The sequence below is a fragment of the Rheinheimera lutimaris genome (genome assembly GCF_013283795.1).
Classification (GTDB): Bacteria; Pseudomonadota; Gammaproteobacteria; order Enterobacterales; family Alteromonadaceae; genus Alishewanella; species Alishewanella lutimaris.
On sequence record NZ_JABSOD010000003.1, the window covers coordinates 23,640 to 46,506 of the forward strand.

The following is a 22,867-nucleotide window of genomic DNA, read 5'->3' on the forward strand; positions in this document are numbered from 1 at the left end:
AAGGCGCCTGCGGGCGCCTTTTCTTTAGCCGCATCGCTTTTACTGCATGGCGAAATGGTTAATACTGGCGTAAGCCTGAGCCTGCCATGCTATTAACCGGAGGCCGTATGAATCCACTCAACAAACACTTAAGCACCTTGAGCACTGCACAACGCATATCGCTGTTATTGCTTTGCCTGCTGCTGTTAGCAGCCGGTATCTACAGTTGCCTGTTGCAACAACGGCTGGTGAACCCGCTACTTGCACCGCTGGATGACAGAGCCACCGCCGCGCTGCAGCGCAGCCTGGTGCTGAGCAGCGCCTCTTTTGCCACCGCACGCTTAATTGACCGCGGCATTGCCTTTGTATCCGAAGCCGAAGTCGGCGTCGGTGTTGCCAGTGTTAAACCCGGCCAGTTTTTAAAGCCGCTGCAGGATATGGCGGTACGTTACTCCGATTTAATGGTATTGGCGATGACATCAGTTGGCCTGCAGCTGTTTTTACTCGAATTTGGCAAGGTCGCGGCGTTGCCGCTGTTTGGCAGCGGTATTTTATTATCTGCTGCTTTGCTGTTACTGGGGCCTGCCGGCTGGCGCAGCAGTTGCACCGCTTTACTGCGCATTTTCATTGCTTTGCTGCTGGTGATCCGGATCGGGGTGCCATTGGCGGCGTTTGGCGTAGCAGAGCTGTCAGACTGGGTATTAGAGCCGCAACGCCTTGCTGCCGAGGCCGCACTGAGTGGTGAAACCGCTGCGCTGCAACGGGTTGATCAGCCGCTGCAAAATGGCGATGAAGGCTCATTTAGTTGGCTACGCCAGATGGCAGCGCAAGCCAATGATATGTTTGCCGCGGTAAAAAGCTTTTCCGACAACATGGTAGAAAAGCTGATCCAACTGATCGTAGTGTACAGTTTGCAGACGCTGATCTTTCCGCTGTTATCGCTGTGGTTACTCTGGCATCTGGGCCGCTGGTTTGTGCGTCGGCCGCTACCGGCACTGCCGGCGGCAACCAGCACGGCTGCGGCAGCTTAAACGCGAAAGCGCTGTACCAAAGCACTTAAACGCTGCTCAATGCTGCCCAATTCATCAGTCGATTTGGCCAGTTCAGAAGCATTATTTGCCGCCTGGTCGGCCAACTGGGCAATTTCATGAATACTGCGGCTGATATCTGCCGCAACTGCCGTTTGCTGCTCAGCAGCGGTGGCAATTTGAATATTCATCTGGGTAATGGTGCTAACCGACTTGGTAATGGTTTGCAGTGACTCACTGGCTTGATCGGCCTGAGCCACGGTTTGCACCGACTGCTCCTTACCGCGCTGCATGACCAATACCGCATCTTTGGTACCTTGCTGGAACACATCTATCATTTGCTGAATTTCATTAGTACTTTGCTGGGTGCGGGTAGCCAGAGTGCGTACCTCATCTGCTACTACGGCAAAGCCACGGCCCTGCTCACCGGCACGTGCGGCCTCTATCGCGGCATTTAACGCCAGTAAGTTGGTTTGCTCGGCGATACCACGAATAACATTTACCACCGAGCCTATCTTGTCGGCATTGGCGCCAAGCTTTTCAATCGCATCACCAGCACTGTTTACGTCATCAGCCAGCTTATTAATCGAGCTGATGGTAAGGGATACGCTGTGCTGGCCGCCTACCGCTTCTTTATCCGCTTCCTGAGCGGCACCGGCGGCTAAACCGGCGCTACTGGCCACTTCCTGCACAGCCGTCGACATTTGATACACCGCTGCCGCGACCTGGGTAGTTTCAGCTTTTTGCGTGCCGGCGTCCTGGTCAGTTAAATGTACAATTTGCTGCATAGTACTGGCCGAATGGCTCAGCGCCAGCACAGCTTGTTTTACTTCGCTAACCAGTTGCTGAATTTTTTGCGCAAACTCATTAAAACCGCGCGCCACTTCGCCTACTTCATCAGCGGTTTCTACCTGCAGGCGTTGGGTTAAATCACCTTCACCCTGACCAATATTAATCAACGCCGCTGAAGCTTTCTGCAGTGGCAACACCACCAAATTGGCAACAAATAACGCCAGCAACACTACCAGCACCAACAGCACTATGGCACCGCCGATAATCATCAGCAGTGTATCGCGAATGCGCTCGCTGATTTGTGCTTCCTGCTCTGCGACGCGGCGGTCAATGTCGTCGATGTAAAAGCCCGAACCCAGCACCCAACGGTTGTTGTACATCGGCGCGGCATAACCCAGCTTAGGGGTTAAACCACCACGGGTTTTCTCATCCCACATATAGGTAACAAAGCCACCACCTTTTTTAGCGGCGTCAATCAACTCACGGATCAGGTAAATACCGTTTGGATCTTGCAGACTCATTAAATTTCGCCCTTCTAAAGCGGCATTAGAACCATGCACTATATTTACGCCGTCTAAACCATAAACAAACATATAGCCATCATCGCTGAACTTCATTGCACGGATCACGGCTTTAGCCGCTTCCAACTGTTCTGCTGAAGGTGCGTTATTATCAAAATAGGGGGCTACCGCTGTTACGGCTATCGCCACATGGTGCTCAAGGGCATTTTGCTTTTCCGCCATCATATCCGCGCGAAACTGCACTACTTCCTCTTCGCCCATGGCGCGCATCTGGCTATAAATCAGCAACATCAGCGCCAGCACAACAGTGACCATCGGCACTACCGCTAACAGCAGCATTTTATTTTTCAGCGTAAAGTTAAACATAGGCAGGCTCCGCAAAAGGGCGATAACAAGTTGATTCCGTTACAGCATAGTGTAAATCATAAGGAAATAAAGCCGGCTGCGACCATAGTCGGGTAGCACGAAAGTGCCGGCTCTGCATACGTATGCACCAAAAAAAGGCAGGCCGGCGTTAATAATCCCGGTTACTTTAAGCGACAAGAAAAACCAGACAGGGTAGATTTATGTGTAAGAAATCCTTAATACTGATGCTAAGCCTTGCCAGTGCAGTGTTACTGGCTTGCAGCAAAGCACCGGAGCCGGTTATGTCAGCCGACACACAAGCATCAGCTACCAGCAACAGCGACAACAAAATAGTGGTGTACCAGGTTTTCACCCGTTTATTCGGCAATACCAACACCACCAATACCCCCTGGGGCACGCTTGATCAAAACGGCGTCGGTAAATTTGCTGATTTTACACCGCAGGCGCTTAGCGCCATTAAAGCCATGGGTGTCAGCCACGTCTGGTATACCGGTGTACCGCATCATGCTTTAGTGCGCGATTACAGCGCGTACGGCATCAGCCACGATGACCCGGATGTGATTAAAGGCCGTGCCGGCTCACCCTATGCGGTAAAAGATTACTATAACGTTAACCCCGATTTAGCCACTGACCCGGCTAACCGGCTGGCCGAATTTGAAGCCTTAATCGCCCGCACCCATCAGCATGGTATGCAAGTGCTGATCGACATCGTGCCCAACCATGTGGCACGCCAGTATCAGTCGCTGTCGAACCCTGCCGGCGTAAGCGACTTTGGCGCCAATGACGACACCAGTGTGGAATATGCCCGCGATAATAACTTTTACTATGTACCGGGCAAAGCGTTTAGCGTGCCGCAGTGGCCGGCAGATTATGCGGTATTAGGTGGTGAACCTCATCGGGCAGCCGATGGCAGCTTTGCCGAATACCCGGCCAAGTGGACCGGCAATGGCGCCCGCGCCGCTCAACCGGCATTTGATGACTGGTATGAAACGGTAAAAATTAACTATGGTGTAAAACCGGATGGCAGTTACGACTTTGACACCCTCCCCACCGGGTACGCCGACAAAGACTGGCCGGCGCATTACGCCTTTTGGCAGGGTAAAGATGTACCCGACTCCTGGCTTAAATTCCGTGATATTACGCAATACTGGCTGGCCAAAGGCGTAGACGGTTTTCGCTACGATATGGCCGAAATGGTGCCGGTAGAATTTTGGAGCTATTTAAACTCACATATTAAACACACCAACCCGAACGCCTTTTTACTGGCCGAGGTGTATCAGCCGGATTTATACCGTGACTATATCCGCTTAGGTAAAATGGACTACCTGTACGACAAGGTTGAATTTTACGATAGTTTAAAACTGGTAATGCAGGGCAAGGGCCCGACGTCTGCTCTGGTGGAAACCCAGCAGCGCATGGCGGATATTGAACATCATATGCTGCACTTTTTAGAAAACCACGACGAGCAGCGTATTGCCGCGCCGGAATTTGCCGGTGACGCCAAAAAAGGCCTGCCGGCAATGGTGGTATCCGCCACCATCAGCACCTCACCGACGATGCTGTACTTTGGCCAGCACGTTGGCGAGCCCGGTGCCGGCGACGCCGGGTTTGGCAAAGCCAGCCGCACCACTATTTTTGATTATTGGGGCGTCCCACAACATCAAAAATGGATGAACGGCGGTAAATTTGACGGCGGTACACTAAGCGATGAAGCTAAAGCGCTGCATGATTACTATCAAAAGCTGCTGAGCTTTACTGCCAATGCACCGGCGTTACTGGGCGAATACGTTGAGCTGCACAGCGCTAATCTGGCCGCAGGTACAAACTACAGTGAGCAACAACTGGCGTTTGCCCGTTACAACGACCAGCAAAAATTGTTGATTGTCAGCCACTTTAACAGCGACAACAGCGTTGATTTTGCCTTAACCGTACCGGCAGAGCTGATCAGCCAATGGCAGCTGGCTGATGGTAACTACCCGTTAAACGACAAACTCGGCGGCAACAACTATCAGTTAGTGGTAGCAAACGGCGTCGGCTCCGTGGCCCTGCAGTTAGCGCCTTTGGCCTCGGTAATTCTGGAGCTGTAATATGCGTTTAGTCTTTATTGTACTCAGTTTTCTTTGCTCAAGCGTCGTCGGTGCGGCTCAGTATCAATCGCACCAGCTGGACGCTAACAGGCTGCAAATTCAAACCGATAAGGGCCAGCTTAGCCTGACATTTTATCAAAGCGATGTGGTCGAAGCCTTTTACCAGCCCGACGGCGTTAAACAGCTGCCATCGTTTTCGATTAGCAAACAGCCTGCTGCAGTAAATTTACGCCTGAGCGAAGCGACTGACAGCTTAACCGTTGCCAGCGCTGGCTTAACGGTAAAGATTAATAAAGCGCCACTGCAGCTTAGCTATTACCGTGGCGACACCTTACTGCTGGCGGAAGAGCAAGGCTATGTTAAGCAAAACGAGCAACACGGCTTCCGCTTTGCTCTAAGCGATAACGAAAAACTACTCGGTGGCGGCCAGCGCGTGCTCGGTATGGACCGACGCGGGCAAAAATTCCCGCTGTATAACAAAGCGCATTATGGCTACAGCACACAATCCAGCCAGATGTACTTTAGCCTGCCGGCCGTAATGTCCAGCAACAAATACCTGCTGCTGTTTGATAACTCTGCCAAAGGCGAAGCCGATTTAGGCCATACCGAGCCAGACATTATGCAGTTTAGCGCCGAGGGCGGCCGCAGCAGTTATGTCGTAGTAGCCGGTGACAGCTATCCGGCATTAATTGACAACTACACCGCCTTAACCGGCCGCCAGCCGCTGCCGGCGCGCTGGACGCTGGGCAACTATGCGTCGCGTTTTGGCTATCGCAATGAAGCCGAAGCCCGCGCTGTGGTGCAAAAATTTCGCCAGCTTAAGCTGCCGCTGGATGCCTTAGTGCTGGATTTATACTGGTTCGGCCCGGATATTCAGGGCCATATGGGTAACCTTGCCTGGGATACAAACGCCTTTCCGCAACCGGAAAAAATGCTCGCCGATTTAACTGCCGATGGCATCAACACTATTTTAGTCACCGAGCCCTTTGTGCTGACCAGCTCCAAACGCTGGCAAGAAGCGGCAGCGGCCGGCGCCATAGCACCGGGTCTGGACGGCAAGCCAAAAACCTTTGATTTTTATTTTGGCAATACCGGCCTGATAGATGTGTTTAACCCCAAGGCACAGGACTGGTTCTGGCAAATTTATAAGGATCTCGCCAAGCAAGGCGTGGCCGGTGTTTGGGGTGACTTGGGCGAGCCGGAAGTCCACCCGGACGACACAGTGCATGCCATTGGTATGGCCAACGAAGTACATAACGCCTACGGCCATCAATGGGCTGATATGGTGTACAGCGGCATGCGTCGCGATTTCCCTGAGCAAAGACCCTTTATTATGATGCGCGCAGGTGCGCCCGGCAGCCAACGCTTTGGCATGGTGCCCTGGACCGGAGATGTCGAGCGCAGCTGGGGTGGCTTAAAACCGCAGGTCGAGCTGGCGCTTAGCATGGGGCTGTTTGGTTTTGGTTATATCCACTCTGATTTAGGTGGCTTTGCCGGCGGCGAGCAGTTTGATAAAGAGCTGTATATCCGCTGGTTACAGTATGGCGTGTTCCAGCCGGTATACCGGCCACATGCCCAGGAGCATATCGCACCGGAAATGGTGTTTCACGATAGCGACACTATTGAAACCCTGCGGCCATGGCTGAATTTACGCTACCAGTTGCTGCCATATAACTACACCCTGGCATACCAGAACAGCCAAAGCGGTATACCATTAATGCGGCCCTTATTTTTTGCGGATGAAACGAACGCCAGTCTGCTGGATGAGAAAAACAGCTATTTCTGGGGCGATGCCTTTTTAGTAGCGCCGGTAACCGAGCCTGGCGTAACCTCCTGGCCGGTGCAACTGCCCGGCGGTGTCTGGTTTGATTATTTCGACGGCCAGCGCTACGAAGGCAGTAGCAAAGTAGACGTTCCGGTAAGCATTAACACCATACCGGTGCTGGTTAAAGCCGGCAGCTTTGTGCCAATGGCAGAGCTGGTGCAAAGCACCCGCGATTACAGCAGTAAAAAGCTGACGCTGCATTATTATGCTGACCAAAGCGTAGCGTGTGCCAAAGGCGAAATGTATGAAGACGACGGTAAAACGCCGGATGCCATTGCCAAAAGTGAGTTTGAGCTGCTGAATTTTTATTATCTGCAAGATGACGGCACGCACAAATTTGAACTGCGCCGCAGTGGCGATTACGCCGGCAAGCCGGATAGCCGCGAGTTGACGCTGGTAGTGCATAACCAAAGCGCCACACCCAAGCATATCAGTGTCGATGGTAAATACCTGCAGTTGGTGCCACAGCAGGCACGCTTTAACCGTATGCAGAATGTGGCCTGGTACGATAAAGCGACTAAGCAGCTAAAGGTGAAAATTAATTGGCTGGCTGATAAGCAGCAGATCCTGATTCGCTAGTTCATCGTTATCATCACAGCGAGAACCGGCTTAGCCTAAACCAACCGTTGCAGGCCAGGATGGCCGAATCGAGCCTACAGGGACGTATTTACGGCGTGTTGGTGTGGCTAAACCGGTTCGATGCCAATACGCCGATGTAATCTCTCTGGTAACAGCGCGCTTTTGCATTACAATGAAGCAGTTAGTGCCTAAACGGATGCCATAAGTGTACACAGCTGATTTTAATCATAAACGCAAATTTGTCGTCAAACTGGGCAAGATGCTGCACAAGTACGGTACCCCGGCGTACCGGCTGGAAGCGCATTTGACCGAGCTAACCAGCCATTTGGGCTTAAAAGGCTCATTTATTATCTCGCCGACTTCAATGACCTTTGTGCTGTGGACCGACGGCCACGAGCAGGAATATACCCATGCCTCGCGGGTGAACCCGGGCGATCTGGATTTAGGTGCGTTGTCACGCACCGACGAACTGGTCGATCAGGTGCTGCAGGGCAAAGTCAGCATTAATGAAGCCGATGCCCTGCTCGATGCCATTGATATGCGCCCCAGCTCGTACGGCAAGCTGGCGACAGCGGTAGCGATGATGGCCTCCGGCGGTGCCTTTGCCATGCTAATGGCTACCAGTTGGAATGATGTACTGTGGTCAGCACTGCTGTCACTGCTGGTTTATCTGTTTATGTTATGGGCTGCACATTCGCCACGCATTGCCAATATGCTCGAGCCTTTGGTAGCGCTAGCGGCCGGTGTCGGCGCTTGTGCTATCAGCGCCTATATCGACCCCGGTATTAATATCCGCCTGGCGGTGCTGTCGGCCATTATTTCTTTTATTCCCGGTTTGGCACTCACCATCGGCTTTGCCGAACTGGCCGCACGCCATCTGGTGTCGGGCAATGCCCGTATTATGGATGCCCTGATGCTGCTGTTTAAGCTGTATTTTGGTGCTCTGCTCGGCATTGCAATCGGCTTTGCACTGTTTGGTGTAGTCGATTTTGTTAAGCCAGCGCCAATCTCGCATCATTTTGCCTGGTTAGCGGTGGGCATTTTGGTCAGCTCGCTAATCGTGCTGTTTAAAAGCCGTGGCAAATATACGCTGTGGTCACTGGCAGCCGGCTTTATTGCTTATGGCGTTAGCATCAGCGGCGCCAGCTTATTTGATGCCACTATCGGCGCCTTTTTAGGCGCTTTTGCCGTTGGCATTTACAGCAACCTGTTTACCCGGCTGGCGAAAGCACCAGCGGTTATTGTCGCCATGCATGGCCTTATTGTGCTGGTGCCGGGCAGTAAAACCTATATCGGTTTAAATTCACTGATCTCCGGCCAGGATTTTGTCGTGTCCGACCGCGTCGGCCAGCAAACCTTTCTTATTTTAATGGCCTTAGTCGCCGGGCTTATTTTTGCCAACGTGGCGCTGCCACCAAAGAAAAGCCTGTAAAACGCCTGCAAAAAAAAGCGCCGCTGTTGTCGAAACAGCCGGCGTAACAACGACTAACTATGCTTATTTAAAAACAGGAGCATAGTCATGACGAACAACAGCAAAGCCGAACAACAAATTCGCGATATGGTTAGCAGGTATGTCAATGCCGTGCGGGCAAAAGATATCAGCCGCATTGCTGACTTATACACTGATGATGTAGTAGCCTTTGACGCCATTTTAGCATTGCAGTTTAAAGGTAAAGCCGCCTATATTGAGCATTGGCATACTTGTATGGGCTATGCCAGCGGCGATATGCATTTTGAGGTACATCAGCTTAACGTCAGCGCCAACGAACAACTGGCCTTTAGCCACAGCGTTAACCTGTGCGGCTGCACCAATGAGCAGGGCGAAATGCAAAGCAGCTGGATGCGCTGCACCCAGTGCTGGAAACATACCACTGACGGTTGGAAAATCGTGCATGAGCATTTTTCTGCGCCCTTTGATGTAGCAAGCGGCCAGGCCATATTTAACCTGCAACCCTAAGGAGCCGCAGCATGAAATATCTTTGTTTGGTGTACAGCGATGAGAATACCCTGCATAGCCTGCCCGACAGCCCGCATGACAGCGAGTGCAACGCCTATGCAGAAAAAGTACAGGGCAGCGGCCGCATGCTGGCAGCCGAAGCACTGCAACCGGTTAGCACCGCCACCACTATCCGCGTACGCAGTGGCAAGCTCAGCATTACCGACGGCCCTTTTGCTGAAACCAAAGAGCAACTGGCCGGCTTTTATCTGGTAGAAGCACACGACTTAAACGAAGCCATGCAAATTGCCGCCGGCATACCGGCCGCGCGGGTCGGTTCGGTAGAAGTGCGGCCGGTGCGCCAGCTCGGGGTGTAACCGCGTTGCCTGCGGTGCCCGTGGCAAACACAATAACGCTGGCGCGGCAGATCAGCGAGTTGTATCAGCGTGATTCACGCAAGGTATTGGCCACGCTGATCCGCTTGCTGGGCGACTTTGACTTAGCCGAAGAAGCGCTGCATGAGGCCTTTCATGCCGCGCTAAAACAATGGCCACAAGATGGCATACCAGCCAACCCCTGCGCCTGGCTGGTATCCGCCGGGCGCTTTAAAGCTATTGATCAACTGCGTAAAACTGCACGCTTAACAGCGCTACCGGACGAAACACTGGCGCAGCTGACAGCCGCAGAAACGCCGGACAGCGAACCGATAGCCGATGACCAACTGCGGCTAATCTTTACCTGCTGCCACCCCAGCCTCGCTAACGATGCACAGTTAGCACTAACACTACGCGAAGTGTGTGGCCTCACCACCGAGCAAATCGCCGGCGCCTTTTTAACCAGCCCCACCACAGTAGCGCAGCGCATAGTGCGCGCTAAAGGCAAAATCCGCGATGCCGGTATTCCGTACGAAGTACCAGCGCCGGCCGAGTTACCGCAGCGGCTGGATAACGTGTTGCAGGTGATTTATCTGCTGTTTAATGAAGGCTATTCCGCTTCATTGGGCCCGCAGCTGTTGGATAGCAGCTTAAGCGATGAAGCTATCCGGCTCGGCCGGCTAATGCTGCAACTGCTACCCGATGCTGAAACTGCCGGCTTGCTGGCGTTAATGCTGCTGCAACATGCCAGGCGCGGCGCACGTATCTCCGCCAGCGGCGAGCTGGTGCTGCTGCCACAGCAGGATCGCAGCTTATGGCAGCACAACGAAATAGCTGAAGGCAGTGAGTTAGTGCAGTGGGCACTGCGCACCCGCCGTATCGGCCCCTATACCTTACAAGCTGCAATAGCCGCCCTGCACTGTGAAGCCGCTGCAGCAGAGCAAACTGATTGGCAGGAGATTTGTGGCTTATACAACTTACTGCTGCAAGCTGATCCGTCGCCGGTTATCGCGCTCAATCGCGCCGTGGCCATAGCGATGCGGGATGGCCCGGCCGCCGGGTTGGCGTTAATCGATGCGCTGGAGCAACAAGGTGAGCTAAGCCGCTACCATTTATTGTATGCCGCCAAAGCCGACTTATTGCGCCGGCTTGGCCTTAACACCGCAGCGCTACAGGCCTATCAGCAGGCGCTATTGTGCTGCAAACAGGCGCCGGAGCAGCGTTTTCTGCAGCAGCAAATTGACACCTTGCGCGCCGCAACCACGTAATGTTGACTGGTCAGTACAGTGGCTGAATACGTATGCAGTAACCGCTAATACCTTGCCGCCCACTACTGCCATGCTCTAGGGTAAAGCTTTCGTCACTGTACCGGAAATGCTTATGCGCCTGTTTAATGCTCTGTGCCCGTTATTTGCCGTTGTAACGTCCTTATCCCTATCTGCCGCCAGCCTCAGCGTAACGTCACCAGACGGTAATATTAAACTGACGCTGGACGACAGCGACCTGAGCTATCAGGTGCAGTTTCATAGCCAGCCGGTTATCGTGCCATCAAAGCTGGGCTTTCGTTTTCTACAACTGCCGGCGTTTGGCAGCGGCTATAAAATCAGCGGTCACAGCCGTAACAGCGTCAACCAGCGCTGGCAGCAGCCGTGGGGTGAGCGCACAAACATTGTTGATCAGCATAACGAGCTGGCGGTAACGCTTAAGCACCCGGAGCGCAAAGCAGCTTTTACGTTGCGTTTTAAACTGTTTAACGACGGCCTGGGCTTTCGTTATGAAGTGCCAAATCAGGGCGTGGCGAAGCTGGATATTATCGACGAGCTGACTGAGTTTCGCATTAGCGACGCTAAGCAAAGCACCGCCTGGTGGATCCCGGGCCGCGGCTGGAACCGCTATGAAATGCTGTACCGCACCACAGCGCTGAACGAGGTCGACCGCGCTCATACGCCCTTTACCTTTAAACTGCCCACCGGCGTGCACTTGAGTATTCACGAAGCGGCACTGGTTGATTTTGCTGCCATGGTGCTGGACCAGCAGCGCGACGGCGTATTAAAAAGCGAGTTAACGCCCTGGTCCGATGGCATTAGGGTGAAAACCAGCGGCAGCTTTACCACGCCATGGCGCACTATTCAGATAGCCAACAATGCCGTTGGTTTGCTGAACTCTGATCTGATTTTAAATTTAAACGAGCCAAATAAACTTGGCGATGTGTCCTGGGTGAAACCGGGTAAATATGCCGGTATCTGGTGGGGCATGCATCTGGAAACGCAAAGTTGGGGCAGCGGGCCAAAGCACGGTGCCACCACGGCAAATACCAAGCAATATATCGACTTTGCCGCCGCCAATGGCTTTGACGGCGTGTTGGTAGAAGGCTGGAATACCGGCTGGGATGGCGAATGGTTTTTAAACGGTGCGGTATTTAACTTTACCACGCCCTACCCCGATTTTGATTTAGCTGCCATCAGCGCCTACGGCAGAGAAAAAGGCGTAAAACTGATTGGCCATCATGAAACCTCCGGCCATATCAGCAATTACGAAGCACAAATGGCCGATGCCTATGACTTATATGCCAAGCACGGCGTTAGCCAAATTAAAACCGGCTATGTCGCCGACGGTGGCCAGGCCACGCGCATTGATGAAAACGGTATAGAGCGCCAAGAGTGGCACGACGGCCAACTGATGGTAAACCACTATTTGCATTCAGTAACCGAAGCCGCCAAGCGCCGCATAAGCATTAATACCCATGAACCCATTAAAGACACCGGCCTGCGCCGTACCTACCCGAACTGGATCAGCCGCGAAGGCGCCCGTGGCCAGGAATATAACGCCTGGGGCTCGCCGCCGAACCCACCGGAGCATACGGCGATGCTGCCGTTTACCCGCATGTTATCCGGCCCGATGGACTTTACCCCCGGCATTTTTAATCTGGCGTATAAAGGCCTGGATGCGGAAAACCGTGTGCAAACCACGCTGGCCAAGCAGTTAGCGCTTTATGTGGTGCTGTATAGCCCGATCCAGATGGTGGCCGATTTACCCGAACACTATGACGCCCACCCCAACGCCTTTCAGTTTATTAAAGATGTACCCACCGACTGGGCACAAAGCAAAGCACTGCAAGGCGAAGTCGGTGACTATGTTGTGTTTGCCCGCCAGGATAAACATAGCGCTGACTGGTACTTAGGCGCCCTCACCGACGAGCAAGCGCGCACTGTAACGGTAAAACTGGACTTTTTACCGGCCGGTAAGCGTTATACGGCGCAAATTTACCGCGACGGCAAAGATGCCGACTGGCGCAGCAAGCCCTACGAGATGCAAATAGAGCAGAAAAGCGTCAGCGCCGCCGACACTTTAACGCTGCCGCTGGCAACCAGTGGTGGTGCCGCCATTCGCTTTAAGGCAGAAAACTAATGTATAACAAAAGCTTATTGTCGAAAAACATTCTGGCAGCAACGGTGCTGAGTTGCGGCCTTAGCACACAAGCAGCGCCGGCTTTTCAAATCGAACGGTTAGAGCCGGCCAACTGGTGGGCCGGCATGCAGCACCCACAGCTGCAACTGATGCTGTATGGCAAAGATATTGCCAAACTAACTCCTGTGCTTAATTACCCCGGCGTTAACCTGACCGGCGTAGAGCGCAGCAATAACCCGAACTATCTGTTTGTTAACCTGGAGCTGGCGGCTAACGTTAAGCCAGGTGATATCGCCTTGCACTTCAGCCTGAATGGCGAAACGGTGCTTAGCCATAGTTACCCACTGTTACCGCGGCGCGACGGCTCCGCTGAACGTAAAGGGTTCAGCCCTTCTGACGTGATTTACCTGTTGGTGCCGGACCGTTTTGCTAACGGCACCCCGGCCAATGACAATGTGCACGGCATGCATGAACAAGCCAACCGCAATAACGAACATGGCCGCCACGGCGGCGACTTAACCGGCATGCAGCAAGCTCTGGGCTATATTGCCGATATGGGCTACACCACTATCTGGCCAACCCCGCTGACGGAAAATAACCAAAACGCCTATTCTTACCATGGCTATGCCGCTACCGATTTGTACAACATCGACGCGCGCTTTGGCACTAACAGCCAGTATCGCGATTTTGTCGCTGAAGCCAACAACAAAGGCATTAAGGTGATTCAGGATATTATTCTGAACCATATTGGCAACGAGCATTGGTGGCTGAAAGATTTACCAGACAACAATTGGCTGAATAATCAGGAATTCTTAACCGGCAAGCCCTTTATTGGCACCAACCATAACCGCAGCACTGTGCAAGACCCTTACGCCAGCAAAATAGACAGCGCACAGTTTACCGACGGCTGGTTTGTTGACAGCATGCCCGATTTAAACCAGCGCCACCCGCTGTTGGCTACTTACCTGATCCAGAACAGTATCTGGTGGGTGGAATACGCCAACCTGTCCGGCATCCGCGAAGACACCTACAGCTATGCCGACAAAGCGTTTTTAAGCGAATGGGCGCGGCGTATTATGCTGGAGTACCCGCAGTTTAATATTGTTGGCGAAGAGTGGAGCCCGAATCCGCTTATCGTGTCGTACTGGCAACGCGGCAAGCAAAATAAAGACGGTTATGTGTCACACACCCCGGCGATGCTGGATTTTCCGCTGTACGACGCCCTGTTAAAAGCACTGAACGATGACGAAAGCTGGAACGGCGGTTGGGTGGGCTTATATGAAATGCTCAGCAACGACCATATCTACGCCGAGCCGTTTAATCTGGTAACCTTTGAAGGTAACCACGACACCGCGCGCATTTTTTCACTGCTAAACGAAGATATGAACCTATACCGTATGGCCATCAGCTACCTGCTGACCATGCGCGGTATACCGCAAATGTTTTACGGCACAGAAATAGCCATGACCAGCCCCAAAGTACGCGACGACGGCAAAGTTCGCGCCGATTTTCCGGGCGGCTGGGCCGGCGACAAGGTTAATGCCTTTAGCGGTAAAGGCTTAAACGCCACGCAAAAAAGCGCGCAGCAATTAGTAAAAACCCTGCTGAACTGGCGCAAAAGCGCTACGGCCATTCACAGCGGTAAGCTGATGCACTACGCCCCGGATAACGGCACTTATACGTACTTTCGTTATAACGACAGCCAAACGGTAATGGTGGTAATGAATAAGCAAAACCAGCCGGTAACGCTGGAGTTAGCCCGTTTTAATGAAGCACTGCCGCAAGCTAAAGCTGCCACGGAAGTTATCAGCGGTAAACGCATTAAACTGGATAAGCAACTCACCGTGCCAGCACGCGGTACTTTGGTGCTGGATATTCGTTAGTTTCACACCCACAGCGGCGCCAGCCGCTGTGGCTGCGCTATCCCCCTTCACTATTTAGCCGCAGTAACGCACCTAAGCACTGTATAACCTACTGTAAAGCAGCGCTATTTTTGTTAAAAAGTTAATCGCAAGTTTAAACCCCGCTTTCACGCAGGCGCATGCAAAACACAATGTAAGATGTTGTTGATTTAGCGACAAATGTTGGCTAGTTTAGCAGGATGTAAAAACATGATAGAAGGGAGAATCACCGCCGTGAAAGCAGGGATTTTGCCTTCTAATAATATTGTTAGGCCGCTAATGGCAGATTCTCAGCAACTCCAAGATATCGCCAAGCAGCTGCGCGAGCTCCAGCGCACTTCTCCGGTTGACGTGGCTGATCTCGCTGACTGGGACGCCTCAGCACGCAAGTTCTCTAGCGCGCTAGGTGTGCCACTCCCACCTCAGGTGATGCACTATCTGCACGATGCGGACATCCGGATCAAAGACCCGGAGTACCGTGCATCCCAAGATGAAATGATCGCCGGCATCATTTCTGACCTTGAGTCCGGTATCGTCCCAGCATCGACCGGCACGACTTTATCGCTCCACCCGCGCTGGCTTGGGGCAATTGCTCTTGTTGTTCTCGTAATCATTTACTTGGTCGTGTTCCGGTGACGCGGCCTAACAATTCATTCAAGCCGACGCCGCTTCGCGGCTTAATTCAGGTGTTAGGCAAATTATTTCGACCATCGTACTCCGAGGGTAAACATGACTGAAAAGCAGTTCAAAAAGTTAAAATACTACGTGATTGCAATTACCATATTATTCGTAGTTGGATTTCTGTTGTGGGAGCATTTGAATGGTGGAATATTGAGCCATCACTTGATGCACCATTCTGATTATCCTTCAATATCAAACTGGTGGGGATTATTAATCCTCCCATTCTTGGCTTGGCTTTCTACAGTACGGATAGAGAAGCGTGTAACTCTCCAACCTGATGATGCGCCAGTAAAGGCGAAGATTTTACGGGTCGTACTCATCGGTTTTTTCGGCATGCTGGTCTTGAGTCTTGTGCAGTCACTCAGTTTTAGTGTTGGCTACGAGAGCGTTGCAATTTGCTTGTCTTTAGGTTTGGTAGTGGTTGGTTTATTCCTGCCTATTTATAGAGCAGAGTGTATTTTTGGTTATGTATTTGGCTCAATATTTTTTACTGGAGCAATAATTCCGCTCATAGGTATATTGGTAATAGCGGGGATTTCATGGTTTTCTCATGTATGTATAAAGCCATTAGTTTTTCGAGTTATTAGGGCGCAACCGCAGTAGTCTAGCCTAACAATCCGCGTCATTCGGGGCCTTCAGCTCCTGCGACGCTCACAAGTTCGCGCGCATGCGCGGGGCGTTATGTGACGAGAGGCATCTATGCGTAAAAAAATTAATTATTTTGCTTTTGTATTCCTTATTCTATCTGCATTATTTCAATCCACAGTACACAGCAAGGAAAAGCACATGTCAGGGCCAGCGCAAAATGGTGTTCTTATCTACTCTGGCGATTTAGGCAACTTATCAGAATTTTATGAAAAGCTTTTTGGTATGCGGGTTGTTCGCAAGACTAATGATTTTATCAGCTTGGAAACCAATAATTTCAACTTAATCATTCATGTCCCGCCATTCGAAATGCCGACGAAAGCGTTCAGCCCAATCAAGCTTTTCCTTACTGTAGATGATATGACCATGTCGAGGGAAGAAGCTGTTAAATTAGGTGGCCAGGTATTCGAAGGTGAGTGGAGTAATCCAATATTTAAAGTGTCAAATATTGCAGATCGTGATGGTAACCATATTCAACTTCGCCAATTCAGCAAATAAAAAAAGGGGGCGTAGCTAATTACATGCAGGAGAAAATTCGGTATCGGTAAAATATTGCGGCAATGGTTTTGCCGCACAATGCCTGACTGTTAGGGTTAGATTTGCAAACCAAAAATCTGGATCACGCCTACGGCGATCAGATAAATAGCCACAACATAGTTTAGGATCTTCGGCCGGATCAGTATCAGAATGCCGGCTACGATGGAGAGTACCGGAATAAGGTCAATATGCAGAGTCATAATCCTGTCCTTTTATGTTTGAGTTTAGTAGTCGGTTGACTAAAACATTGTGCTGCCTGGCTGGGAATATAGCAATTCATTAAAAGCGATATCACACGTAGCGGAAAAGGGCCGCAGCTGGTTAATTTCTTACGCTAAACCCGGCTTCCCCCAAAGCTTTGCATCAGAGGCCAAAATGAATTCAGAAATGTGGCAATGCCCGAAATGTGCGCGCGAGTTCAGCCGCAAAAATCAGCGCCATGCTTGTGGCACCGGTAATAGTGCTGATGTGCTGCGCGACAGGCCGCAAGCTGTTGTCGAGGTTTACCGCGCAATAGAAGGTTTTATTAACAGCCTTGGCAACGTAGAAACCGTTGCCCGCGACCGCTATGTACTGTTTCGCAGCCGGCGCATCTTTGTCGACCTGTCGATTATGCAAGACGCGGTGCGGCTGGCGATACATCTAGGCCGCAGAGTGGATAACCCGGCTTTTATCAAAATTGTTGATGACGGCAAACAAGTGACCCATGTGGCGAAAATTGCCAGCCTGGCTGAGCTTAAACACATTAAGCCGCTGATCACAGAAGCTTGGCAGTTTTCACTCGCTTGAAGGTTATAAAAAATGGTTCTCTGCATATACTAACCAGCCGGCAATCAGATTTCTCGGCACAGCCATATCGGCAATGATCCCGGCTGTCAGCTGAACAATCTGTTACGCTGGTCTATTTTGAAAGGCGATATACATGTTAGTAAGCAACGCATCAGATGAGCTATCCGCACAGCAACGGACCCGCTGCATCATTCAGGCTATTCGTGCCGAAGAACAATATTGGCGCGAACGCTATGCCATCCTGCGTTACCAGGACTGGCTTGGGCTGGGTATCTTGTTGCTTGCCCTAACAGGTATGCTAACTGCCGCTTATTTATATTACCTGCAGGTGCTCCCGGCCTGGGCCTGTATAATCGTGGCCGCACTGTGTGCATCCCTGTCGCATGAAATTGAACATGATCTGATCCATCGCCAGTATTTTCGTAACACGCCAATTATCTACCATGGCATGATGCTGCTAACCTGGTTGATGCGGCCTAACACCGTTAACCCCTGGTACAGGCGCGGTATGCATTTGTTGCATCACAAAGTTTCCGGCAGCCGCAATGATCTGGAAGAACGCCTGGTCGGCAATGGCATCGCCTATGGCTTTAGCCGTTTTATCGTGATGTTTGATGGTTTATCGGGTCTGTTTATACGGCGCGCTGTTCTGCGCCGTGAAGTAGATAACTTCTCAGTACATAAGCTGCTGCAAGCGAGCTTTCCGCTGGCGAGCCTGTATTTTTTATGTTGGTATCTGTTTTTGTTGTTCCACGCCTATGATGCCCTGTTCGGCGGGGTCAGCGCAGCACCTTATCCCGAGACCTTAGTATCGCTGATGAAAGGTATTGATTTCGCTGTGGTTGTGCTAATCGCCCCCAACGTTATTCGCTCGTTCTGTTTAAACTTTATTACTTCCCATATGCATTATTACGGCAACGTACATAACCTGCTGCAGCAGACCCAAATTCTGGATCGCTGGTATTTTATGCCGTTGCAGCTATTTTGTTTTAACTTTGGCAGTACCCATACTATCCATCATTTTGTAGTAAATCAGCCATTCTATTTACGCCAATTGGTGGCCGGAAAAGCTCTTAAAGTACTGCGTGAACAGGGGGTAAGACGCAACGATCTGTCCACTTTTTTTAGCGGCAATCGCCGGCAGGAAGAGCAAACGCTTAGAGCAAATTGATTGCTTATTTTTGGCCGGTAGCCGCCTGAAAAGTAATGTCAACGCGGCTTTAACCAGGCATTCACTGCTCGGTAAACTGCTTTAATGCCTGCAGGCGTTGATCCCACTGCGCTTCCAGCGCGGCAATAAAGTCCCGCCCCTGTGTCAGTGCGGTGGCATCCAGCTGCACTTTTACTTCGCGCCCAACCGGGTGCAGCTGCACTACATTAGCCGTCACCAGAGCCTGAATTTGCTTGCGCGCTCCCTGACGGCTGATACCCAGATCTTTTGACAGCTCGCCCATACACAGCGGCACCCCATTTGATAAGCGCTGCACTATTTGTAGTCGTACCGGATCACCCAGTGCTTTAAAAAGCTGTACTACAGCGGCCTGACTCATTTGGCCTCCGCACTGAAATATTGCTGCAGCCGGCCCAGCATAAAGTCCCAACCGTTGCTGTTTTGCTGCAAGCTGCTGGCGGCGATATCTGCCGGCAACCCGGCAAAACCGGTTTCCGTTAAGCTGACTTTGCTACGCCCCGGCTCAAGTTCCGTAATATGAAACTCCACCAAAGTGTTGGGTACGGTACGCACATCGCCGGTGAAGTTAGTGCCGCCGGGTACCCAACGATAGGCAAAATAGTGGTAAGGGTTGGCCGCTTCGATATACACACTGCTTCGGTGTTTCTCACCAAAGCTGAATAGCGCTTGCGCGCCCTGCCGGTAGTCGCCGCTCACGGTATCAGGAAACCACTTTACTACCTGCTCCGCCAAGGCAATGGCATTGTATATACGCTCTGCTGTGGCGTTGATCATTAGTTCGCGCTGAATAATGTTTTGCATAAGTTACTCCGTAGCTGAGTTTATCTTTACAACGGTTTAACTAAAGCACAGCACCACCCAACATGCAACTAATTGGTTGCATGTTTTTTTATTGATAATCCGGTATTGCTCTGTCGAGTTTTTTCGCCATGATACGACTAAGCTACGCTAACACTCAGCTAACAGGAGATACTTATGAGCACAGCACCAACCGTTAAAGGCCCGGCGTCTTATTTCCCGTCAATTGAACAGAAATACGGCCAGAGCATACAACACTGGCTAACCTTGCTGGATGACCTGCAGGCGCAGCCACATATGGAACAGGTAGCGTTTTTAAAAACGCAACATGGCATCGGCCATGGCCACGCTAATGCCTTGGTGGCGCATTATCGCGCAAAAAAGTAAGCTAAAGCACTTACCAACCCGGACGGTAATCAGATTATGCTGGATCAGCACCGCTGATATAACATAATCTGCTGATATACAGTATTATTATGCCCCCGCCCCTGCATCAGAAACACTGGCTAATTTGCAATCAGCCAGGTACACTCAAGGCCTTTTGAATTTCCCGGGCGGCATATGCCGGACATCGATTTAAGCGTGCTGGATTTAACCACGCTTATCATACTAACGCTGGTTGTTAACCTGTTGGTTTCGGCCTATATGGCGTTATTGGCGAGATTACAGCCACAGCAGACTGCATTCCGGCATTGGGCGTTGTCGTGCGTTATTTTTGTACTGGCCAGTGCCCTTGCTGCCGGCCGGCTGTATCAGGTGCCGGCTTTACTCAGCGTATTATTGGCGCATGCCTTACTGGCGCTACCGCCGGTGCTGATTGGCACAGGCCTGCTGCGGTTTATCCACGGCCCGCAATACCGTTTGCCGCGCACTGCCTTAATTCTTTGTGCTGCCGGCTACCTGTTATTGTTAAGCGCCGGCTATACCGTGCTGCACAGCGCTGCCGTGCTGAACGCCGCCGCCATTACTGCCGGCTGTGTCTGGTGCATTGTTTTACTGCAAGCCGTTAAAAAACCGTTGTTTGTCAGCCGGCTATTGCAGCTTGTGTTGGCACTGCATGCTCTGACCATGCTGGCCGAGATATATCTGTACCTTAACCATTGGCACAGCGTATTGCCGCCACAAGCCAGCGCCCTGATGCAGTTGATGTTACTCAGCCATTTGTTACTGACAACTGTAGCCGCGGTGCTGTTGCCGTTGCTGTTTTTTATCAGCCGTGAACAGTTGCTGCGACAACAAGCAGACCTGGATGAACTTACGCTGTTACCCAACCGGCGGCATTTTTTGCGTGAGTCATCGGCTTATCTGATGCGCAATAACAGCCAGGCTCCGGTCGTCGTGATGATGCTGGATCTGGATTACTTTAAAGCGATTAATGATACCCATGGCCACGCCACCGGTGATGCAGCCCTTAAGCAAGTCGCCGGCATCCTGATGGCAGAGCTGCGCAAGACCGATTTTATCGGCCGCATCGGCGGTGAAGAATTTGCTATTGTGATGCCGGATACCACAGCTGACGACGCACGGGCTATTGGTGAACGCTTGCGCCATCAGGTTGAACAACAGGCCCGTACCGTTGAGGGCAAAGCAGTGAACTTAACTATCAGTATCGGCGCAACCTATAGCCAAAGCGAGCGCGTAACAGATTTTCAAACTTTACTGAAACGCGCCGATGACGCCCTGTACGAAGCCAAACGTAGCGGGCGTAACAACTTTATTTTCCATCTGGCGCAATAAGGCCGGACACGCCGGCCCTTAACAGAATAACCGGCAGCCTGTTACACGCGGAATTGGCATACCAGCTGATTTAAGTGCACTGCCAGCCTTGCCAGCTCGGCGCCGGATGCCTGCGTCTCGTTAGCTCCGGACGACGTTTGCACCGCCAAATCGCGGATATTAACCAGATTACGGTCAACTTCCCGTGCTACCGTCGCTTGTTCCTCTGCCGCACTGGCAATAGTCAGGTTTTGATCATTGATTTGTGACACCGCTTCGGCAATTAATTGCAGGGCGTCGCCGGCTTGCTGCGCCAATTTCAGCGTATCACGTGCTTTAATGCTGCTTTGCTGCATGGCATCTACAGAGTGCCCGGTATCGGCTTGCACCTGATGCATCATCTGCTCTATTTCTTTAGTCGACTCCTGAGTGCGATGCGCCAGCGCCCTTACTTCGTCTGCAACGACAGCAAAGCCACGCCCCGACTCACCGGCACGGGCAGCTTCAATGGCGGCGTTAAGCGCCAGTAAGTTGGTTTGCTCTGCTATGGCGCGGATAACATCCAACACAGAACTGATTTTCTTTACCCCACCGGCCAGGTTTTCAATCCCGCTGCGGGTGTGGCCCAGCTCAGCTTCCAGTTGCGTCATGGTGCTGATGGTGTTATTTACCTGCTCTGTGCCCTGTCTGGCTTTTTCATCTGCCAGTTCAGAGTTTCTCGACGTTGACGCTGCATTACGCGCAACTTCTTCAATCGCGGTGGTTAACTCTGTTACCGCTGTCGCCGCCAGCTCAAGCTCTTCGCTTTGCTGATGTAAGGTTATGGTAGATTGCTCTGTCACCGTGCTGAGTTCTTCAGACGTTGCCGCCAACTGTGACGATGACAAGTTGATATCGTTGATGGTTTTTTGCAAATTAGCCTGCATCTGCTGCAGCGCGCGGATCATATCACCGGCTTCATCCGGTTCGGTGTCAGTAAAGCTGTGGCTTAAATCACCGTCGGCTACACGCTGTGCAATGCTTACTGCATTATGTAACGGCAACGTAAGGCTGCGACTGAAGAACGCGGCCAATACCGCACCCGCCAATAAGGCGATGATCATAATCACTATCATGCTGCTGTAAGCCGTTGCAATGCTGTGTCTGGCGCGTTCTGAAGCAGCCGCTGCTGTGCTTTGTTGGTAAGCTGCCAGGGCTTCGATGGCGGCAGTGACATCCAGCGACAACTGATTAAAACCACTGCGCCGGAATTGCTCCGCTTTGGCAATATCGCCTTGCTGCATCATAACCAGTAGTTGGTGGTGCTGGCTGTCATAACGCTGTTTGGCGACGTTAACCTGCGTCATCACCGCGGCACCGGCCGTTGTTTTGTGGTACAGCTCCAGCTGCTTAGCGGTTTCATCATATTGCTGTATCACCCGACGCAGAAACGACATATGCTGCTGACGTTCTGTGTCGTCAGCCGCGTACATAGCATTCATGGTATACAACCTGGTCATCAGAAATGCGCGGCTCAGTTCACCGGTAAGCAGGGCGGCGGGTAAGCGCCGGTCGGCAATATTGTCAAACTGCTGCTCTGTCTCGCTAAAACGAAACATAGCCACGCCGCCGACGACTATCGTCAGCAGGCATAACAAACTAAATGCCAGCATTAATCTGGGGGCAATCTTCATTTTTCTCAGCATAATATCCTCAACAGTTGCCCGCCGGTTT

At 51.8% G+C, this 22,867-nt stretch carries 21 protein-coding genes; 16 read left to right on the plus strand and 5 right to left on the minus strand.

Features of this window, described 5'->3' with window-relative positions:
• Positions 1 to 107: 107 nt before the first annotated feature.
• Positions 108 to 1,010 (plus strand): hypothetical protein, encoded by a 903-nt coding sequence (locus HRH59_RS03310; protein WP_173499850.1) that lies wholly within the window; start codon positions 108 to 110, stop codon positions 1,008 to 1,010.
• Here HRH59_RS03310 and HRH59_RS03315 read toward each other — a convergent pair.
• Positions 1,007 to 2,686, minus strand: coding sequence for a methyl-accepting chemotaxis protein (locus HRH59_RS03315; protein ID WP_173499851.1), 1,680 nt, complete (start codon positions 2,684 to 2,686; stop codon positions 1,007 to 1,009). The two genes, HRH59_RS03310 and HRH59_RS03315, sit on opposite strands and share 4 nt — an antisense overlap.
• Positions 2,687 to 2,886: 200 nt before the next feature.
• On the opposite strand from HRH59_RS03315, the gene HRH59_RS03320 reads away from it, so the two are divergent.
• From HRH59_RS03320 to HRH59_RS03370, 11 genes are all read left to right on the plus strand, one after another.
• Positions 2,887 to 4,773 (plus strand): alpha-amylase family protein, encoded by a 1,887-nt coding sequence (locus HRH59_RS03320; protein ID WP_173499852.1) that lies wholly within the window; start codon positions 2,887 to 2,889, stop codon positions 4,771 to 4,773.
• 1 nt (position 4,774) lies between these two features.
• Complete coding sequence (locus HRH59_RS03325; RefSeq protein ID WP_173499853.1) at positions 4,775 to 7,177, plus strand: glycoside hydrolase family 31 protein; 2,403 nt, start codon at positions 4,775 to 4,777, stop codon at positions 7,175 to 7,177.
• A 205-nt stretch (positions 7,178 to 7,382) separates the two neighbouring features.
• Positions 7,383 to 8,609 (plus strand): threonine/serine exporter family protein, encoded by a 1,227-nt coding sequence (locus HRH59_RS03330; protein ID WP_173499854.1) that lies wholly within the window; start codon positions 7,383 to 7,385, stop codon positions 8,607 to 8,609.
• Between the two features lie 87 nt (positions 8,610 to 8,696).
• Positions 8,697 to 9,134, plus strand: coding sequence for a YybH family protein (locus tag HRH59_RS03335; protein WP_173499855.1), 438 nt, complete (start codon positions 8,697 to 8,699; stop codon positions 9,132 to 9,134).
• 11 nt (positions 9,135 to 9,145) lie between these two features.
• Positions 9,146 to 9,490, plus strand: coding sequence for a YciI family protein (locus HRH59_RS03340; protein ID WP_173499856.1), 345 nt, complete (start codon positions 9,146 to 9,148; stop codon positions 9,488 to 9,490).
• 20 nt (positions 9,491 to 9,510) lie between these two features.
• Positions 9,511 to 10,755 carry an RNA polymerase sigma factor gene (locus HRH59_RS03345; protein WP_331460147.1) on the plus strand — a complete coding sequence of 415 codons (1,245 nt, stop codon included), beginning with the start codon at positions 9,511 to 9,513 and terminating at the stop codon, positions 10,753 to 10,755.
• Positions 10,756 to 10,867: 112 nt separating this feature from the next.
• Positions 10,868 to 12,895, plus strand: coding sequence for a glycoside hydrolase family 97 protein (locus tag HRH59_RS03350; protein ID WP_173499857.1), 2,028 nt, complete (start codon positions 10,868 to 10,870; stop codon positions 12,893 to 12,895).
• A complete protein-coding gene (locus HRH59_RS03355; RefSeq protein ID WP_173499858.1) occupies positions 12,895 to 14,778 on the plus strand; it encodes a glycoside hydrolase family 13 protein in 1,884 nt (627 codons plus the stop codon). Before HRH59_RS03350 ends, HRH59_RS03355 begins: the two co-directional genes overlap by 1 nt.
• Before the next feature lie 228 nt (positions 14,779 to 15,006).
• Positions 15,007 to 15,432, plus strand: a complete 426-nt coding sequence (locus HRH59_RS03360; RefSeq protein WP_173499859.1) for a hypothetical protein — start codon at positions 15,007 to 15,009, stop codon at positions 15,430 to 15,432.
• A gap of 93 nt (positions 15,433 to 15,525) precedes the next feature.
• The gene (locus HRH59_RS03365) at positions 15,526 to 16,080 is read left to right on the plus strand and encodes a hypothetical protein (RefSeq protein WP_173499860.1); all 555 of its coding nucleotides are present in this window, start codon (positions 15,526 to 15,528) and stop codon (positions 16,078 to 16,080) included.
• Positions 16,081 to 16,176: 96 nt separating this feature from the next.
• Positions 16,177 to 16,620, plus strand: a complete 444-nt coding sequence (locus HRH59_RS03370) for a VOC family protein (RefSeq protein WP_173499861.1) — start codon at positions 16,177 to 16,179, stop codon at positions 16,618 to 16,620.
• A gap of 95 nt (positions 16,621 to 16,715) precedes the next feature.
• Here HRH59_RS03370 and HRH59_RS03375 read toward each other — a convergent pair whose 3' ends face one another.
• Entirely contained in the window at positions 16,716 to 16,859 is a 144-nt protein-coding gene (locus tag HRH59_RS03375; protein WP_173499862.1) for a DUF3096 domain-containing protein, read from the minus strand.
• A gap of 175 nt (positions 16,860 to 17,034) precedes the next feature.
• Between HRH59_RS03375 and HRH59_RS03380 the strand changes: the two genes are divergently transcribed.
• Positions 17,035 to 17,448, plus strand: coding sequence for a DUF5655 domain-containing protein (locus tag HRH59_RS03380; protein WP_173499863.1), 414 nt, complete (start codon positions 17,035 to 17,037; stop codon positions 17,446 to 17,448).
• A 133-nt stretch (positions 17,449 to 17,581) separates the two neighbouring features.
• Positions 17,582 to 18,619, plus strand: coding sequence for a fatty acid desaturase (locus HRH59_RS03385; protein WP_173499864.1), 1,038 nt, complete (start codon positions 17,582 to 17,584; stop codon positions 18,617 to 18,619).
• Positions 18,620 to 18,680: 61 nt separating this feature from the next.
• Here the strand turns inward: HRH59_RS03385 and HRH59_RS03390 are convergent, their stop codons facing one another.
• Together HRH59_RS03390 and HRH59_RS03395 are read right to left on the minus strand one after the other, a co-directional pair.
• On the minus strand, positions 18,681 to 18,998 hold the full coding sequence (locus tag HRH59_RS03390; RefSeq protein ID WP_173499865.1) for an ArsR/SmtB family transcription factor: 318 nt from the start codon (positions 18,996 to 18,998) through the stop codon (positions 18,681 to 18,683).
• A complete protein-coding gene (locus tag HRH59_RS03395) occupies positions 18,995 to 19,441 on the minus strand; it encodes an SRPBCC domain-containing protein (RefSeq protein ID WP_173499866.1) in 447 nt (148 codons plus the stop codon). Before HRH59_RS03395 ends, HRH59_RS03390 begins: the two co-directional genes overlap by 4 nt.
• A gap of 174 nt (positions 19,442 to 19,615) precedes the next feature.
• Between HRH59_RS03395 and HRH59_RS03400 the strand changes: the two genes are divergently transcribed.
• Complete coding sequence (locus HRH59_RS03400; protein WP_173499867.1) at positions 19,616 to 19,825, plus strand: DUF4287 domain-containing protein; 210 nt, start codon at positions 19,616 to 19,618, stop codon at positions 19,823 to 19,825.
• A 174-nt stretch (positions 19,826 to 19,999) separates the two neighbouring features.
• The gene (locus HRH59_RS03405; RefSeq protein WP_173499868.1) at positions 20,000 to 21,175 is read left to right on the plus strand and encodes a GGDEF domain-containing protein; all 1,176 of its coding nucleotides are present in this window, start codon (positions 20,000 to 20,002) and stop codon (positions 21,173 to 21,175) included.
• A 41-nt stretch (positions 21,176 to 21,216) separates the two neighbouring features.
• Here HRH59_RS03405 and HRH59_RS03410 read toward each other — a convergent pair whose 3' ends face one another.
• A complete protein-coding gene (locus HRH59_RS03410) occupies positions 21,217 to 22,839 on the minus strand; it encodes a methyl-accepting chemotaxis protein (protein WP_173499869.1) in 1,623 nt (540 codons plus the stop codon).
• Between the last annotated feature and the right edge of the window lie 28 nt (positions 22,840 to 22,867).

Bases quoted from the DNA above. Each gene is read 5' to 3' on its own strand.
- HRH59_RS03310 (WP_173499850.1), top strand. From the start codon at position 108: ATGAATCCACTCAACAAACACTTAAGCACCTTGAGCACTGCACAACGC.
- HRH59_RS03315 (WP_173499851.1), bottom strand. From the start codon at position 2,686: ATGTTTAACTTTACGCTGAAAAATAAAATGCTGCTGTTAGCGGTAGTG.
- HRH59_RS03320 (WP_173499852.1), top strand. From the start codon at position 2,887: ATGTGTAAGAAATCCTTAATACTGATGCTAAGCCTTGCCAGTGCAGTG.
- HRH59_RS03325 (WP_173499853.1), top strand. From the start codon at position 4,775: ATGCGTTTAGTCTTTATTGTACTCAGTTTTCTTTGCTCAAGCGTCGTC.
- HRH59_RS03335 (WP_173499855.1), top strand. From the start codon at position 8,697: ATGACGAACAACAGCAAAGCCGAACAACAAATTCGCGATATGGTTAGC.
- HRH59_RS03340 (WP_173499856.1), top strand. From the start codon at position 9,146: ATGAAATATCTTTGTTTGGTGTACAGCGATGAGAATACCCTGCATAGC.
- HRH59_RS03350 (WP_173499857.1), top strand. From the start codon at position 10,868: ATGCGCCTGTTTAATGCTCTGTGCCCGTTATTTGCCGTTGTAACGTCC.
- HRH59_RS03355 (WP_173499858.1), top strand. From the start codon at position 12,895: ATGTATAACAAAAGCTTATTGTCGAAAAACATTCTGGCAGCAACGGTG.
- HRH59_RS03360 (WP_173499859.1), top strand. From the start codon at position 15,007: ATGATAGAAGGGAGAATCACCGCCGTGAAAGCAGGGATTTTGCCTTCT.
- HRH59_RS03365 (WP_173499860.1), top strand. From the start codon at position 15,526: ATGACTGAAAAGCAGTTCAAAAAGTTAAAATACTACGTGATTGCAATT.
- HRH59_RS03370 (WP_173499861.1), top strand. From the start codon at position 16,177: ATGCGTAAAAAAATTAATTATTTTGCTTTTGTATTCCTTATTCTATCT.
- HRH59_RS03375 (WP_173499862.1), bottom strand. From the start codon at position 16,859: ATGACTCTGCATATTGACCTTATTCCGGTACTCTCCATCGTAGCCGGC.
- HRH59_RS03380 (WP_173499863.1), top strand. From the start codon at position 17,035: ATGAATTCAGAAATGTGGCAATGCCCGAAATGTGCGCGCGAGTTCAGC.
- HRH59_RS03385 (WP_173499864.1), top strand. From the start codon at position 17,582: ATGTTAGTAAGCAACGCATCAGATGAGCTATCCGCACAGCAACGGACC.
- HRH59_RS03390 (WP_173499865.1), bottom strand. From the start codon at position 18,998: ATGAGTCAGGCCGCTGTAGTACAGCTTTTTAAAGCACTGGGTGATCCG.
- HRH59_RS03395 (WP_173499866.1), bottom strand. From the start codon at position 19,441: ATGCAAAACATTATTCAGCGCGAACTAATGATCAACGCCACAGCAGAG.
- HRH59_RS03400 (WP_173499867.1), top strand. From the start codon at position 19,616: ATGAGCACAGCACCAACCGTTAAAGGCCCGGCGTCTTATTTCCCGTCA.
- HRH59_RS03405 (WP_173499868.1), top strand. From the start codon at position 20,000: ATGCCGGACATCGATTTAAGCGTGCTGGATTTAACCACGCTTATCATA.
- HRH59_RS03410 (WP_173499869.1), bottom strand. From the start codon at position 22,839: ATGCTGAGAAAAATGAAGATTGCCCCCAGATTAATGCTGGCATTTAGT.